This window comes from Spongiibacter taiwanensis, assembly GCF_023702635.1.
Classification (GTDB): domain Bacteria; phylum Pseudomonadota; class Gammaproteobacteria; order Pseudomonadales; family Spongiibacteraceae; genus Spongiibacter; species Spongiibacter taiwanensis.
This window is the reverse complement of the sequence record NZ_CP098455.1, coordinates 2,563,122-2,576,936: the sequence shown is the minus strand read 5'-3', so window position 1 is coordinate 2,576,936 and position 13,815 is coordinate 2,563,122. Positions and strand designations below refer to the sequence as shown.

12 protein-coding genes are annotated in these 13,815 nt (G+C 56.4%); 4 read left to right on the top strand and 8 right to left on the bottom strand.

Translation table 11 applies throughout. The annotated features are described in order from the left end of the window. Positions 1 to 25 precede the first annotated feature (25 nt). From NCG89_RS11840 to NCG89_RS11830, 3 genes are all read right to left on the bottom strand, one after another. On the bottom strand, positions 26 to 802 hold the full coding sequence (locus tag NCG89_RS11840) for a hypothetical protein (protein ID WP_251086748.1): 777 nt from the start codon (positions 800 to 802) through the stop codon (positions 26 to 28). 235 nt (positions 803 to 1,037) lie between these two features. Beyond that, the gene (locus NCG89_RS11835; protein WP_251086747.1) at positions 1,038 to 1,532 is read right to left on the bottom strand and encodes a hypothetical protein; all 495 of its coding nucleotides are present in this window, start codon (positions 1,530 to 1,532) and stop codon (positions 1,038 to 1,040) included. Positions 1,533 to 1,872: 340 nt separating this feature from the next. Continuing rightward, positions 1,873 to 2,640 carry a hypothetical protein gene (locus NCG89_RS11830; RefSeq protein WP_251086746.1) on the bottom strand — a complete coding sequence of 256 codons (768 nt, stop codon included), beginning with the start codon at positions 2,638 to 2,640 and terminating at the stop codon, positions 1,873 to 1,875. 560 nt (positions 2,641 to 3,200) lie between these two features. Between NCG89_RS11830 and NCG89_RS11825 the strand changes: the two genes are divergently transcribed. Next, positions 3,201 to 4,070 (top strand): EAL domain-containing protein, encoded by an 870-nt coding sequence (locus tag NCG89_RS11825; protein ID WP_251086745.1) that lies wholly within the window; start codon positions 3,201 to 3,203, stop codon positions 4,068 to 4,070. 54 nt (positions 4,071 to 4,124) lie between these two features. Here the strand turns inward: NCG89_RS11825 and NCG89_RS11820 are convergent, their stop codons facing one another. Together NCG89_RS11820 and NCG89_RS11815 are read right to left on the bottom strand one after the other, a co-directional pair. Then, positions 4,125 to 4,451, bottom strand: coding sequence for a hypothetical protein (locus NCG89_RS11820; RefSeq protein WP_251086744.1), 327 nt, complete (start codon positions 4,449 to 4,451; stop codon positions 4,125 to 4,127). Next, positions 4,451 to 5,710, bottom strand: a complete 1,260-nt coding sequence (locus NCG89_RS11815) for an MFS transporter (protein ID WP_251086743.1) — start codon at positions 5,708 to 5,710, stop codon at positions 4,451 to 4,453. Before NCG89_RS11815 ends, NCG89_RS11820 begins: the two co-directional genes overlap by 1 nt. 147 nt (positions 5,711 to 5,857) lie before the next feature. Between NCG89_RS11815 and NCG89_RS11810 the strand changes: the two genes are divergently transcribed. Further along, positions 5,858 to 6,277, top strand: a complete 420-nt coding sequence (locus tag NCG89_RS11810) for a PaaI family thioesterase (protein ID WP_251086742.1) — start codon at positions 5,858 to 5,860, stop codon at positions 6,275 to 6,277. A gap of 2 nt (positions 6,278 to 6,279) precedes the next feature. On the opposite strand, the gene NCG89_RS11805 is transcribed toward NCG89_RS11810, so the two are convergent. Further along, positions 6,280 to 6,726 carry an SRPBCC family protein gene (locus NCG89_RS11805; protein WP_251086741.1) on the bottom strand — a complete coding sequence of 149 codons (447 nt, stop codon included), beginning with the start codon at positions 6,724 to 6,726 and terminating at the stop codon, positions 6,280 to 6,282. Between the two features lie 372 nt (positions 6,727 to 7,098). On the opposite strand from NCG89_RS11805, the gene NCG89_RS11800 reads away from it, so the two are divergent. Then, positions 7,099 to 9,201 carry a TonB-dependent receptor gene (locus tag NCG89_RS11800; RefSeq protein WP_251086740.1) on the top strand — a complete coding sequence of 701 codons (2,103 nt, stop codon included), beginning with the start codon at positions 7,099 to 7,101 and terminating at the stop codon, positions 9,199 to 9,201. 197 nt (positions 9,202 to 9,398) lie between these two features. Then, the gene (locus NCG89_RS11795; RefSeq protein WP_251086739.1) at positions 9,399 to 10,469 is read left to right on the top strand and encodes a PepSY-associated TM helix domain-containing protein; all 1,071 of its coding nucleotides are present in this window, start codon (positions 9,399 to 9,401) and stop codon (positions 10,467 to 10,469) included. Positions 10,470 to 10,805: 336 nt separating this feature from the next. Here the strand turns inward: NCG89_RS11795 and NCG89_RS11790 are convergent, their stop codons facing one another. Together NCG89_RS11790 and NCG89_RS11785 are read right to left on the bottom strand one after the other, a co-directional pair. Next, positions 10,806 to 12,203 carry a wax ester/triacylglycerol synthase family O-acyltransferase gene (locus NCG89_RS11790; RefSeq protein ID WP_251086738.1) on the bottom strand — a complete coding sequence of 466 codons (1,398 nt, stop codon included), beginning with the start codon at positions 12,201 to 12,203 and terminating at the stop codon, positions 10,806 to 10,808. 135 nt (positions 12,204 to 12,338) lie between these two features. Then, positions 12,339 to 13,787, bottom strand: coding sequence for an HAD-IB family hydrolase (locus NCG89_RS11785; RefSeq protein WP_251086737.1), 1,449 nt, complete (start codon positions 13,785 to 13,787; stop codon positions 12,339 to 12,341). Positions 13,788 to 13,815 lie beyond the last annotated feature (28 nt).

Here is a 13,815-nt window from a genome sequence, read left to right as displayed (position 1 = left end):
GGGGATATTGACGTTAGCTCACCACTTAGAAGTTGGCAGCAACGCTGGTATTCGCCCGTGCAGACCCAGAGAAGGAGAACGTCGGGCTAGCCGGCTCGCGCTCCATTGCCTCAGGTTCGGCTTCTTCGCTGGACTCGTCAGCGGCGGGCTCGTCAGCAGGTTCATCTGCAGCCTGCTCCGCAGGAACAGCGCTGGCGAGATTAGCGGCACCGGTCACAGCAGCCGTCAGCGAGCTGACAATGCCAAGGCCGGCGTCACCACCGAGGCTGCCAGTCAAAGTGGCAACCAGATCCGCGGCAACAGAGGCGTCAGCGGTTGGCAACAGACCCGTTAACGAGGGCAAAGCAGGCAGGGCCGGCACACCGCTGGCAGTCAGGCTGCCCACCACCGATGTCGCAGCAGACACATCAGCCACTGAAGTCAGACCGCTCAGGCCAGACAGGGCAGAGGCGTCGGCAGAGCCCATTGCACTAGCAACAATGTCAGTGGCGGCAGACAAGCCACCCAGTGCGCCCAGCGCAGAACCGGCAGAGGCCAGGCTGGCAGCACCGCTGGCATTACCCACTACGCTGCTGGCAATAGAGCCAATACCGGCATCACCCATCACGTTGGCAGAGGCCAGAACGTCGGCAGACAGTGCGCTGTCCAGCGCCAGGCCACCGAGACCAGAGGTAACAGAAGTCACTGCATTGGCAGACAGCGCACCGGTCAGATTCAGAGGAATCTGAGCATGGGCAGCAGCGCCAGCCATCAACATGGCAGTGAAAAGACAAGTACGATTAATTTGAGTTGAGCGTTTCATAGTAGCGTTCTCCTGATGCATTAAGTGCTGATCTTTGTCAGCGGTTTTAAGAAAGATCTAAAAGGCTCCTCAACCTTTTATTTCTTCCGAATATTGCGGGCCGGCCATCAAAAGACTTACCTAACCCGCAAATTCAGTTAAACAATATGATCTTATTAATTCCACACTTCTTTTAATAAAACATTAATCATTTTGATAAATTGCAAAATCAAAAAATGAATTAATAAGATAAAAATTAAAACGAATATTCAAAAACAAATCCCAAACCTATTTCACCACCAACACTTCCGGTCAGATTATTTAAAGCATCAATCACCGGCGTAGCGTCCGAAGTAGGAACCAGCCCCGGAAAATATGGCAGCGTTCGATAATTGGAATCAGGACCCACGACAGACTGATACACTCCTTCAATCGTCAACTCAGTCGGAGAATCAAGCCGACTCTCAATTCCACTGAGAATGGCGGAATCGACCTGCAACAAAGCATTCACCGCATTTTCATCTGCAGCCTCCAGGTCGGAGACCAACTCTAGCAATACACGCTGACCCGCCAGCTCCTCAGCATCTCCGCCAACGCGAAAGCCGAAGTTTTGTAAGCCGACAGACAAGGACTGAACACTGCCAGGCAAAACCGTCACCGATTGCAAAAAGCCCTGCGCCAGGACCTCGCTCTCTGGAAGAGTGAGGACCCAAACAAAAAACCCTTGAGTTAATAGCGCCGACAACTTCACGACCCCACCTCATAACAGAGCAATGCGATACATATCCGAAATTTAACCCCAACAACAAACCATTAAACATTAGGAAAAATAAGCCGGACATGATCTAAAAAAACGACTTCAAAATTCATCGCCATCCAATAAATACATATACCTGAAACAAGCTTTAACATTTCCATTGCAGCCTCCCGACGCCCAGAACAGGTCAGGCATTCAAGGTCTTTAAAGCGATCGCACCCGACTGCATCCCGCCTGCGGCAATACCGCCGCAAGGGGAGCAGGTTAAGGTAAGAAAAATGTCTGACCGGGCACACTACGCCGATCAGACGAGGGGCGAGCTTACATCCCCAACTTAGAAACCAGCGCTCATGCTAGCGTTTGCGCTAGCAGACCCTGAAAACGCAAGGGTTGGGCTGGAAGGTTCAGTTGGCTCAGTTTCGCTCTCCTGGGTGGAGTCTTCAGGTTCTTCAGCAACGGGCTCTTCCGCAGGCTCATCCGCAGGAGCGGCACTGGCGAGATTAGCAGCACCGGTCACAGCAGCAGTCAGCGAGCTAACAATGCCCAGGCCGGTGTCACCACCGAGGCTGCCAGTCAATGTGGCAACCAGATCGGCGGCAACAGAGGCGTCAGCGGTTGGCAACAGACCCGTTAACGAGGGCAAAGCAGGCAGGGCCGGCACACCGCTGGCAGTCAGGCTGCCCACCACCGACGTCGCAGCAGACACGTCAGCCATTGAGGTCAGACCGCTCAGGCCAGACAGGGCAGAGGCGTCGGCAGAGCCCATTGCACTGGCAACAATGTCAGTGGCAGCAGACAAGCCACCCAGTGCGCCCAGCGCAGAACCGGCAGAAGCCAGGCTGGCAGCGCCGCTGGCATTACCCACTACGCTGCTGGCGATAGAGCCAATACCGGCATCACCCATCACGTTGGCAGAGGCCAGAACGTCGGCAGACAGTGCGCTGTCCAGCGCCAGGCCACCGAGACCAGAGGTAACAGAGGTCACTGCATTGGCAGACAGCGCACCGGTCAGATTCAGGGGAATCTGAGCATGGGCAGCAGCGCCGACCATCAACATGGCAGTGAAAAGACAAGTACGATTAATTTGAGTTGAGCGTTTCATAGTAGCGTTCTCCTGATGCATTAAGTGCTGATCTTTGTCAGCGGTTTTGGGAAAGATAAAGTCGGCTCCTCAACCATCTTCACCTTCCAGCTTTTTGCCCAGCACTGTTACTCGTTTCCGAAATAACGTCGCCTTGCAAATGTAGTTATACACTTGCCATAGGTAATATCCACTACCCAATCAACCTAAAAACAGATCATTTGATAATTCGCAAATTACTAATTTTATCGCTCTAACAAATATCAAAATTTTATTTTTGCTTTAAATCAAAATCTGAATTTAACACTTATATAAAAGCATATTTAGACAAACAACTGAGCCTAAATAGACACTCTAACTTTACAAAAATATTATTTTGATTTTTATCATAACAACCCAATTGGTAATTTTGATTTTTATCATAAAGCGCAAGCCACTATGGATACGCGGCGCGCCATAACCATTCAATTTGAGAAAGATCAAAATACCCATTGGATAAAACAACGAGAAATAGACGGGATCTTTTTTAGGCTCTAGCTTTAGCCTCAACACAGCGAGAGATTCGCAGGAGGCACACCAACATGACCACTTATAATCTGGATCAACCCAGCCAGCGCTCGGGCGAAAACTCAGAGACCGCGTTATTGTCTGCCTTCCACAAACGCGAGCTTCAGCTTTGCCTTCAACCCATTGTCGATTTGCAAAGTGGCATCTGCCACCGGTTGGAGGCCCACAGCTTTTGGCGTCCTGTAGGAAGTGCAGGAAGGTATGTAGACAGCGACATGCTTCGACTGCAGGACGCCACTTCTATTCAGCAGTTTGTGTATCGCAACGTTCAGTCAGTGTTTGCCATCCAATGGTCACTTACAGCGCAACAGATCGAACTGCCTATCTCACTAAAGATAAGGGCTGAACACCTTTCAGCTGGCATTCTCGACCTTCTACTGGCCAGCGCCCGGGAATACAACACCTCACTGAGCCGTATCGGCCTGGATATTGTCGATCACCCAGACCAGTTTCTAAGCGAGGCCCTGATGGGGCGCGTTAGCATTCTCAGACACAAGGGAGTGAAGATCGCCATGGACAGCTATCTTCCCACCAGCCACGCAGAGCGGCATTTACATCAATTGCCCTACGACATTATCAAGCTGGAAAAACGCTTGCTGGACTCTCCCAGAGAGGCCACCGTGCTCAGCACAGCAGAGATGGTTAACTATTGGCGCAAGCGCGGCCAAACCATTGTGTTTACTGGTGTCGATCGCTTCGAGGACTGGGTCCGCATCCGCCGACTAACCGGAATCTCGGCCCAGGGGCACATTGTAGCTCGGCCCATGAGCCCCGGCATGCTGGAAGGATGGCTTCGGAATTGGCGTCGCGCGAGCAAGTTATTGTGTGCCCAGTTTGGCCCCGGTCGCGTTGCTCGCACCGGTATGAGTCTGAGAATTCGCTAACCCTGGCATGGAGCTCTCTCTGCTATTGCCACCATTTCACCGGCGCCAGCCTAACTACGGCGCCTGAGTAAGCGCCAACATCGCAAGCAAGCGGCGCTCGTTACTCAGGCAGGCAAAGAGCGTCAAGACAAGCACTCCCAATAACAACAGAACCACCGGCAACATCGCCGCCATTAATATCATCTGGGATTCGGGCAGCGCGTCTGCATTGATTTGATCAAAGACAAACCAAGGGTTAACCAGTTGAGGCACCCGCCAAAATAGAACTGCCGCCAAAGCGATCAATCCCAACAGACAGGCACTACCGACCCACGGCCAGGCGCTTACCAGCGCGCCGCGGCGACGAAGAAAACGCAACTCGGCCTCACTCATTCTGCTCACTAACCACGGCTCCTCTGACCTCGGTGGCTGCCGACAAGATCCTCGTCCGACACCGGGGCAGCTTCAACATCGGCATCGCTCAATCGATCCAAACATTGCAACTTAGGCGACACCTTCCAGCCTACCAGCGTTACGATTACGGCGCATCCAGCCCCGACAACTGCCGCCGGCACCGCTCCCACGGCAGCGGCTACCGCACCTGCGCGAAAATCCCCCAGATCATTGGAGGTTGCAATGAATAGGGAATTCACCGCCCCTACCCGACCGCGCAAACTGTCTGGGGTGGCCAGTTGAATCAGCGTAGAGCGCAAATTCACGCTCACCATATCCGAGGCGCCGTACACAAAAAGGGCCGCCAGACTCAGCCACAATGATGTCGACAGGGCGAATATCAAAATGGAAACAGCAAACACCAGCAAGGCAACAAACAGGCGGCGGCCTACCCGTCGGCCATCCGGCAATCGCGCCATGACCGCCCCGGCAGCCACTGCACCGAGGGCCGGCATTGCCCGCAACAAGCCCAGCGCCTCCGGCCCCAGCCCCAACACATCCGCCGCGAATACCGGCAGTAAGGCCACCACACTGCCGAGCAGCACAATAAACATATCCAACGAGATACTCGGCAGCACATAGGGGTTGCCCAATACAAAGCGCACGCCCTGCAACAGCTCCCGGCTGCCGCGCTGACTGGATTGTTCAACCCGCAACTCAGGCAAGGGTAATAGTAAGGTCAGCGACACCACGGCCAGTCCAACCAACACCCAGTAACTGGCAAAATCCAGTTGCGCCAACAAGAGGCCGCCAACAAAGGGGCCGGCAGTCATCGCACCGTTCCAGACCGTACTAGTGAGTGCGACGGCCCGGGACAAATGTTCCCGGTGCACGATGTTCGGCAGCACCGCCTGCAGCGCGGGACCAAAAAAGGCGCGAGCACAGCCGTTGAGAAACAGCAGGCCGAAAATCACCACCCGATCCACCTCGCCACCTGTCAGGGACACCGCGAGGCCCAGAAATACCAGCAACTGCAAACTCGCACAGGCCAGCAGCACCCATTTCCGCGGAAAGTGGTCCACGACCCAGCCCGTAATAATAAACAGCAGCATGATGGGCAGAATCTGCATTAATCCCACCAGGGCGAGATCGAAGGGATCACCAGTCGCCTGGTACAAATGCCAGCCGATAGCAACCGAGAGCACTGAGGCCGCCAGGCTGAAGGCCACCCGGGCGCCCAAAAAGCAGACAAAAGATTGAGAAAACAACGAGACCGACTCCTGAGTTCCCGCAGCGCGGATGGGGAAGTGAAATGCGGTGGCGACAAGCCCACTGGCATTTTATCTTTCCAGGAAGTTATAATTGTGGGCGCTTTTGCCGCAACACGCCAGTGACTTCACACTCAGGATAAAAAAATGGCAGCCTCCAATCTCCCCGATGACAACAACAGACCGCCCTGTTACGTGTGGCTCGGCCTAGAATCGATTCACCGCTACCCGGACGAAAACCGAGTGCTGCTCAACTTTGCCGCCAATCCCGACCACCTCAACCCCAGCGGGGCCATTATGGGCGGCGCCATCAGCGCAATGATGGACTCCGCCCTGGGCGAAGCGGTGGTCAACGCCCTGGCCAGCGATGAATCGCCGGTAACCCTGGAGCTAAAAACGTCCTATTTGGCCCGGGCCACCCCCGGCAAAATTTTTGCCGAAGGACGCCTGTTGCGCCGTGGCAAGAAGATCGCCTTTAGCGAGGCCACGCTGCGAGACGAAACCGGCGAAATTGTTGCCGCCGGCAGCGGTACCTTCAGCATCTTGCAGATCAAAGACCAAGCCTAGACTCACTCGTCCGGAATATTCGGCTCCACCAATTTCGCCAGAAACTGCAGGGATTCCTGCCAACCCAGATAGCACATGGGTTCGGGAATCATTTCCGGAATACCTTTTTGCTCAATGTGAATTGACGTGCCGCACACCACCTCCGCCAGCACTACCGTGGTCACCATCTCGCCAGGCAGGCCCGGATCGTCAAACACATCGGTATAGACCAGTCGCCGGCCGGGCTCCACTTCAATATATTGCCCGCCAAAATGGTGGGCATTGCCGGTGGTGAAATTACAGAACGACATCCGAAAACGGCCACCCACGCGCACGTCCAATTCTTCAACCCGGGCGGTAAAGCCCTCCGGCGGCAACCATCGGGCCAGAGCATCCGGATCGGTAAAAGCCCGAAAGACCTTGTCCGGGCTTGCTCGCAATACCCGATGTAACGTCACTGTTCCTGTCATTTTCTGTTCTCCACAATTAAGCGTTGGCTCATTCCACCCTGCCGGGGCAGCCCAGGTCATCTGAGCACAGAGTAGTCGAAGGCCAATGCAAGAAATCGACAAGGTCAGACTTTATTTTTCGACCCGCTCAGGCAATTTTTTGCCTCCCGGCAAGGCGTGGCTGCAGTGTGAAAATAACGGCTGGCTCCCGCGCACCTCACCCGCAGGCCGGAACTGGCAGCCAGCTCAAAAGCAGCACCGATACAGAATCAGCAAATGCAATTGAGAACGCTTTTTGTTTAGGTTATTATCCGCGCTCTAAAGCCCTGTTCGGGGTATCGCCCCTTTCAAACAGCACATCACACTTTCATTTCAATTCAGAAGGTCAACTTCATGCGCTCCAGCACACCTCGCCAGCTCCTGGCGCTGTCTTGCACGGCTCTCATTGCTCACCCCGCATTGGCGGAACCGAAACGCGAGGAGATGATCGTTACCGCTAACCGGATCGAACGCCCCCTAAGCACCATTCCCAATACGGTGACCGTAATCAACAAGGCGGATCTTGATCAGCAATTGGCCATTAGCAACGACCTGTCCACCGTGCTCGGCAATCTCATCCCCAGCTTTTCCCCCAGCCGGCAGAAGATGACCAACGCTGGCGAGAGCTTGCGCGGCCGCAAACCGCTGTACATGATTGATGGCGTGCCCCAATCCAACCCCCTGCGTAACGGCGGCCGGGACGGACGCACCATCGACCCGGTGGTGATTGAGCGAGTGGAAGTGCTGCACGGCGCCAATGCCATTCACGGTTTGGGCGCGGCCGGCGGTATCATCAACCTGATTACCCGGCGCCCTGGCGACGAACTGGAACAGAGCATCCGTTTCGATACCGCCTTTCAAACCGAGGATCTGGGCGAAAGCGCCGACTACGGTGTGACCTACAGCGTTGCCAACCGCATTGGCCAGGCCGACGTGCTGGCCAGCCTCACTTACCGCGAGAGCGGCATCCTCTATGATGCCAATGGCGAGGTAATCGGCGCCGACAACACCCAGGGTGACACCATGGATTCGCGCACCCTGAACGGCTTTTTTAAGGGCGGCTACAGCTGGGGCGAACAGCGGGTCGAGCTGACCGTGAACCGCTTTGATATCAAGGGCAACAACGAATGGGTATCCGTCGCCGGTGACGTGAGCGAGGATATTCCGAGCAGCGCAGAAAAAGGCACGTTACCGGGCGAAGGCGCACGCAACCGGGTGACCACACTCAGCCTGGCTTACAGTCACGATGATTTCTTTAGCCAGCACCTGCGCGTTCAGGCCTTCGACCAGGACTTCGAAGCCACCTACGGCGCCGAAGCCACCCCACTGGCCACCTTCCAGGATCCGGCCTACGGCCCGGACCTGCTGGACCAATCCCAAAACAACTCTGAAAAACGCGGGGTCAAAGTCACCCTGTCCAAAGACGAGGTTGCTGGCCTGCCGGTGAACCTGGTGTATGGCATCGACCTGCTTCGTGACGAGACCTGGCAGGCGCTGATCCAGACCGGTCGCAGCTGGGTACCCGAATCCGAGTACGAAAATATTGCCCCTTACCTGCAGGCCGAGTACACCGGCATCGACAAAGTGGTATTGACCAGTGGCGTGCGCCACGAGCGCTCAACTTTAAGCGTGGATGACTTCACTACCCTGGCCTCCTACGGCAGCCAGTTTGTGGAGGGTGGCGAGCCCGACTTCAGCGAAACCCTGTACAACCTGGGCGGCACCTATCAGGCCACTGAGCAATGGCGGGTCTTTGCCAACTACGCCGAAGCCTTCTCCATGCCCGATGTGGGTCGGGTACTGCGCGGGATCAACACCCCCGATGAGAGCGTTGAAGACTTTCTCGACCTGAAACCCATCCTGACCGAAAACAGCGAGATCGGGGTGGAGTTTCAGAACGAGCAGCTCAGTGCTCAGCTGACCTATTTCACCTCAGACTCCGACTTCGGCCAGCGCCTGCAGCGCGGCGCCGACGGGGTCTACACCGTCAAGCGCGAAAAAACGGAGGTCGATGGCATCGAGTTCCGCCTGGATTGGCAGGCCTCCAACACCGACAGCTTTGGCCTGCGTTACGCCAACACCAAGGGCAAATACGACTCGGACGGCGACAACAAAGTGGATTCAGACCTGGACGGTACCAATATCGCGCCCGACCGTCTCAACCTGAGCTGGAGCCACCAGTGGTCCTACGGCATCCAATCCCGCTTGCAGATCAACCGCCTGTTGGATCGTGAAGTGCGCGACGAAAACAAGCAAGTGACCAACCGCTTCAACGGCTACACCACGATGGATCTCAGCTTGAGTTTGCCGGCCTTTGGCGGCACCATCAGCGCCGGTATTCAGAACCTCACGGACAAGGACTATTACACCTACTATTCCCAGTCCAGCCCGAATGACCTGCGCAACTTTAAGGGCATTGGCCGCAGTTACACACTGTCGTATCAGCGCAGTTTCTAACCGGCCAGATTCTGCACGGACGGCTTGGCCTTTCCTGTTGCGCAACCTGCACGGGAAAGGCCCAAACTAACGCAGCAGCATGACGCCAAGAGCCGTTTGTTCTTCGTTCTGCGTTCTGCGTTCTGCGTTCTGCGTTCTGCGTTCTGCGTTCTGCGTTCTGCGTTCAGTATCAAACCATTAACACCAGGAAGCGCCACTTGAGTCAAACCCGCAACAACCCACCCTTCCCCATCCTGCGCTCACTGCACCGCTGGTGCGGCCTGATTGTTGGCGTGATCCTGCTGGTGGCGGCGCTCAGCGGCAGCGCACTGGCCTTCAAAAAACCGCTGATTCACAGCCTGGTGTGCCCCGACGCCAGCCTGCCTGCGGATTACAGCCCGGCGCACATGCTGGCGCAACTGGAAGCCATTCGCCAGCATGGGGCCTATCAACCTACCACCCTGATCAAGGCGCCAAACGAGAAAGAACCCTTCTGGACCTTGATGGATAGCGGCAACACCGTGTTGCTCCACATCGACACGCTGGAGCCCTACCGCAACAACCTTTGGATCATCGAGACCCTCGCCTTCCTGCACAAACTTCACGTCACCCTGATGGCCGGACTCACGGGAGAAATCCTGTTATTAGTAGCTGGCATTGGCGGCATCGGCCTGTGCGTCACCGGTCTGGTTATCTGGTGGCCGGGGCGCCGGGGATTTCGCTGGCGCTGGGTGTTTCCCAAGTCGATTAAGTCCCCTCTGCTACTGCAATACCATCGCCACAGCGGCGCTGCCAGCGCCCTGCTGACTGTCGTGTTACTACTCACCGGCAGTCTGATGATGTGGCAGATTGTGGTCTCCCCCCTGCTGCCAAAAGACCCACCCACTCGGGTAGCTGCCGCCGTCCCCGCCCGCGATCACGATGCTACCAATGTGCAAGCCATGTTCGCTCAGGCAGTCGCCGAGATGCCCGATGGCTGGCCCACCTACATTCGCTTTGGCGCCAACGAGCGGCCTGACTTCTCTGTGCGCTTTCGCCTGCCTGACGAATGGCACCCCAATGGTCGAACATCGGTGATCATCGAACGGGACAGTGGCGATATGTTGGTTAGCCCTCGCTCCGATGAGGCCAGTACTGCCCGCTGGTTAGTTAACCAGCTCTACCCACTGCACTCGGGTTTCGGCATGGGCACGCTTTATAGCGTTGCGGTGTTCGCGGGTGGACTGTTTATGGCATGGCTGGCGATCTCAGGCGGCTGGGCATATCTGCGGCGCAGGCGCTTGCACTGAAGACGCTAGACGCTAGACGCTAGACGCTAGACGCTAGACGCTAGACGCTAGACGCTAGACGCTAGACGCTAGTATTGTGGTGTTGCGATTTGCGGTCGTCCACCGCTTAACGACAGCACTGCTTCCCTGTCATTCTCGGCGCACTGTTTGTTTCGCCTGTCATTCCGGGCGCACTGTTTGTTTCCCTGTCATTCCCGTCGCGCCGCTTGCTTCTCCGTCATCCGGACGCGCTGTTTGTTTCTCCGTCATTCCGGACGTGCTATTTGTTTCTCTGTCATTCCGGGCGCGCTGTTCAGCGAGCCGGAATCCAGTCAGCTCACACCAAAAACCCGCAGCTTAGGCCTCGAGCAATTCGTCAACTGCCGCCGCCAGACAGGCTTTAAAGTCTTCGATGTCCGGCATGATCTCTTCGGTGGTAATAATATTGAATGACAGTTTGCCATTGTAGCTAGGGGTCGCAATAAACAAGCCCATGCCGTCGGCCAGCGGCGTCATGCCATTGACGTTAACAATCGGATGACCGCACAGATACAAGGGCTGGGTCGGACCCGGCACATTGGACACAAACAGATTGCAGGATTTGGCCACCACCCCCGACGTCACAATTAATTTGCTCATCAGATACTGCTCAGTGGCCGGTAGATGTTTCATCACCGAGGTCATCAGCCGGGACGACAGCCCCAGCTCACCTCGCTTGGCCATTTGCGTTGCCTCGTGAATGGCTGCCAGCCGCTTCAGCGGCTCATGCGTGTCAGTGTAAATGGGCACGCTCATCGCCGAAATATTATTACCGCCTCTGGACTGATTTTCGCCGCCAGCGCTTCGGGCATTCACCGGAATCCAGGCGCTAAGGGGCAGCACCGGTAAATCCTCATGGCTCTCCAGATAACGGCGTAAAGCACCGGCGCAGACCGCCAGCACCACATCATTCAGGGTGGCACCCTCCACCTTGCGGCGAATCTGGCTGAGCAGGGCGATGGGAAAATCGATGGCGTCAAAGACTTTGTTCTCGCTAACCCGTCGGTTAAAACGCGACGGCGGCACCGTAGGCAAAGTATTGCCGCCCTGCCAGCGATCCTTAATGGCCGCCACAATGCTCTTGGATTCCTGGCTGATGCTCTTGGTCAACTGCAACGGCGCCCGCCAGCGATTAACCAGTGCCGTACGGCCTAATTGCCAAATCCCTTTGCGCCCGGTGTCAACCGCCACCTGGGGTGGCAATTCCCCCACCGCCGGTGTCCCGTCGGCATCGATATCGGTCAGCAAACCAATCAGCTGCATTAGCGCTGCACCATCAACCGCAGCGTGGTGCACCCGGCAAATCACCGACACTCCCTTGCCCACCGGGCCATTACAGTTCACATCGGTAAGCACCGTCACATCCCATATTGGCCGGGACATATCCATTGGCGCGGCATGTAGCTGGGCAATCGCCCGCCGCAATTCTGACCAGTCACCGGGGGCAGGCAGGCTCGCCTGATCAAAGTGATATTCGGGCAAGAACTCTGCGTCCTCCACCCAATAGGGAAAGTCCAATTCGGCAGGCAGACGCTTTATTTTCTTGCCGTAAAAGGGCAGCAGCCGGAAGCGGCTCTTGAAGTGTTCAACAATATCCTGATACGCAAGGGGGTCCTTGTCACTGCCATCCAGATGGATCGCCAGGGTGACATGGGAGGGATTACGCGCGGTTTGCATGTAAAGAAATTGGGCATCCTGAGCTTGAAGCTGCTCCATGTTTGTCTCACTGTAGCCATTTAATTGTGATTGTTATTACGCGGGAGACTCGGCCTCCCAGTCCTTGTGATGTTCGTCTGTCCCCTTTGTCTGTGGGGTATACCCGACCACGGGAGCACTTTCGCTCGTAGAAAGTTAGCTGGCCCGGGCGCTGCCGTGGTTGTTATCTAACGTGTTCTGAAACAGCTGTCGTACCGCTTCAATATGCTCCGCCATATTGGCGCGGGTCCACTGACTCACATCGATGGGTGGCAATACGTCCACCTCGACGGTGCCGGGCCGGTAGACAAAATCTCCCTTGGGCGCGACATCCAGAGCGTTGTGAATCACAATGGGCACCATCGGCACTCCCGCCTGCATGGCCAAATGAAAGGGGCCTTTTTTAAAGGGGGCCAGGGTTTTACTCACTGTGCGGGTGCCTTCGGGCGCCACCGCAACCGACAGCCCCTCGTGTTTCATCTTCTCTACCAACGGCGCCATGGTGGCAATGGCACTGGCCGCGTTCTTGCGGTCAATCAACACCACACCGGCCATCTCCATGGCTTTGCCAACCAGGGGCATCTTGCGAATTTCCGCCTTGCCAATGCCGGCAAAATTGCGCCGCAACAGCCGCGCGGTAATCATCACGTCGGCTTTGCTTTGGTGATTAATCAAAAATACCGCCGGTCTCAGCGCCCACAGATTTTCCTCACCGCGCACCACCAGTTTCAGTCCGGTTAAGGCACTGGCTGTATCGGCAAAGAGTGACATGGAAAAGTTGCGCGCCTCCTGGCGGTCGCCAGTCAAGGCCCACACTGGCAGACCCGACATTACCGAGGTCACCACGCTGCCTGTGGCCGCCGCGCTGCGGGCGTAGTCCATCAATGAGGGGCGGCCGCGACTGCTAAAGCGGCGAATTGGCCAGGCCCGACGCTCTGCCACTTCCCGCAGTCGGCGGCTAGGGTTTACAGCCCGTGGCTGTCCCACCCGCTCCAGCAATTCAATGTCGTCATAACTGTCAGAGTAAAAGTAACTTTTGCGCAGGTCGCAGCCCTGGGCTTTGGCCAACTCCTCGGCGGCCTGCACTTTACCGGCCCCAAAGCAAATGCGCTCACCCAGGTTGCCAGTGAAGGCGCCGTTTTCCAGCTCGAGCTCCGAGCACATCACATGTTCAATACCGAGCGCCCGAGCACAGGGCATCACCTGATAAGGGCTTGCTGAAGACACAATGGCCACGGTGTGACCCAGTTCCTGATGGGCCTCGATCAGCGCGCGCATTTCTGGAAACACCCGCCGGGCCAGCTCCTGCTCATAAATCTTTTCAGCCAGATCCCAGTAATCCGATTCCAGCTGCCCGGCCATGGCCTCGGCGCTGATTTTCAACAGGGCGTCAAAGGCCAGCTTGCCCGCGCCGAACTGGGTCAGCGCCTTGCTGATCGCCAGCATCTCCCGGGCGCCAATATGGCGCCGGCGGGCCTGCTCTTTGAGCAGCGAAAACGCCGAATACCCAGCGATAATGGTGCCGTCAAAGTCAAACAACGCGGCAACCTTGGGGCCCGTTGGTGCCCTGGCCAACTCTGCCGTTACCTCGGAATACAGTGCCACGCTAATGCCCTCCCATCGCGACCGGATG

Coding starts and splice junctions, on each gene's coding strand:
- NCG89_RS11805 (WP_251086741.1), bottom strand. CDS start 6,726: ATGACAGGAACAGTGACGTTACATCGGGTATTGCGAGCAAGCCCGGAC.
- NCG89_RS11840 (WP_251086748.1), bottom strand. CDS start 802: ATGAAACGCTCAACTCAAATTAATCGTACTTGTCTTTTCACTGCCATG.
- NCG89_RS11825 (WP_251086745.1), top strand. CDS start 3,201: ATGACCACTTATAATCTGGATCAACCCAGCCAGCGCTCGGGCGAAAAC.
- NCG89_RS11790 (WP_251086738.1), bottom strand. CDS start 12,203: ATGGAGCAGCTTCAAGCTCAGGATGCCCAATTTCTTTACATGCAAACC.
- NCG89_RS11800 (WP_251086740.1), top strand. CDS start 7,099: ATGCGCTCCAGCACACCTCGCCAGCTCCTGGCGCTGTCTTGCACGGCT.
- NCG89_RS11810 (WP_251086742.1), top strand. CDS start 5,858: ATGGCAGCCTCCAATCTCCCCGATGACAACAACAGACCGCCCTGTTAC.
- NCG89_RS11830 (WP_251086746.1), bottom strand. CDS start 2,640: ATGAAACGCTCAACTCAAATTAATCGTACTTGTCTTTTCACTGCCATG.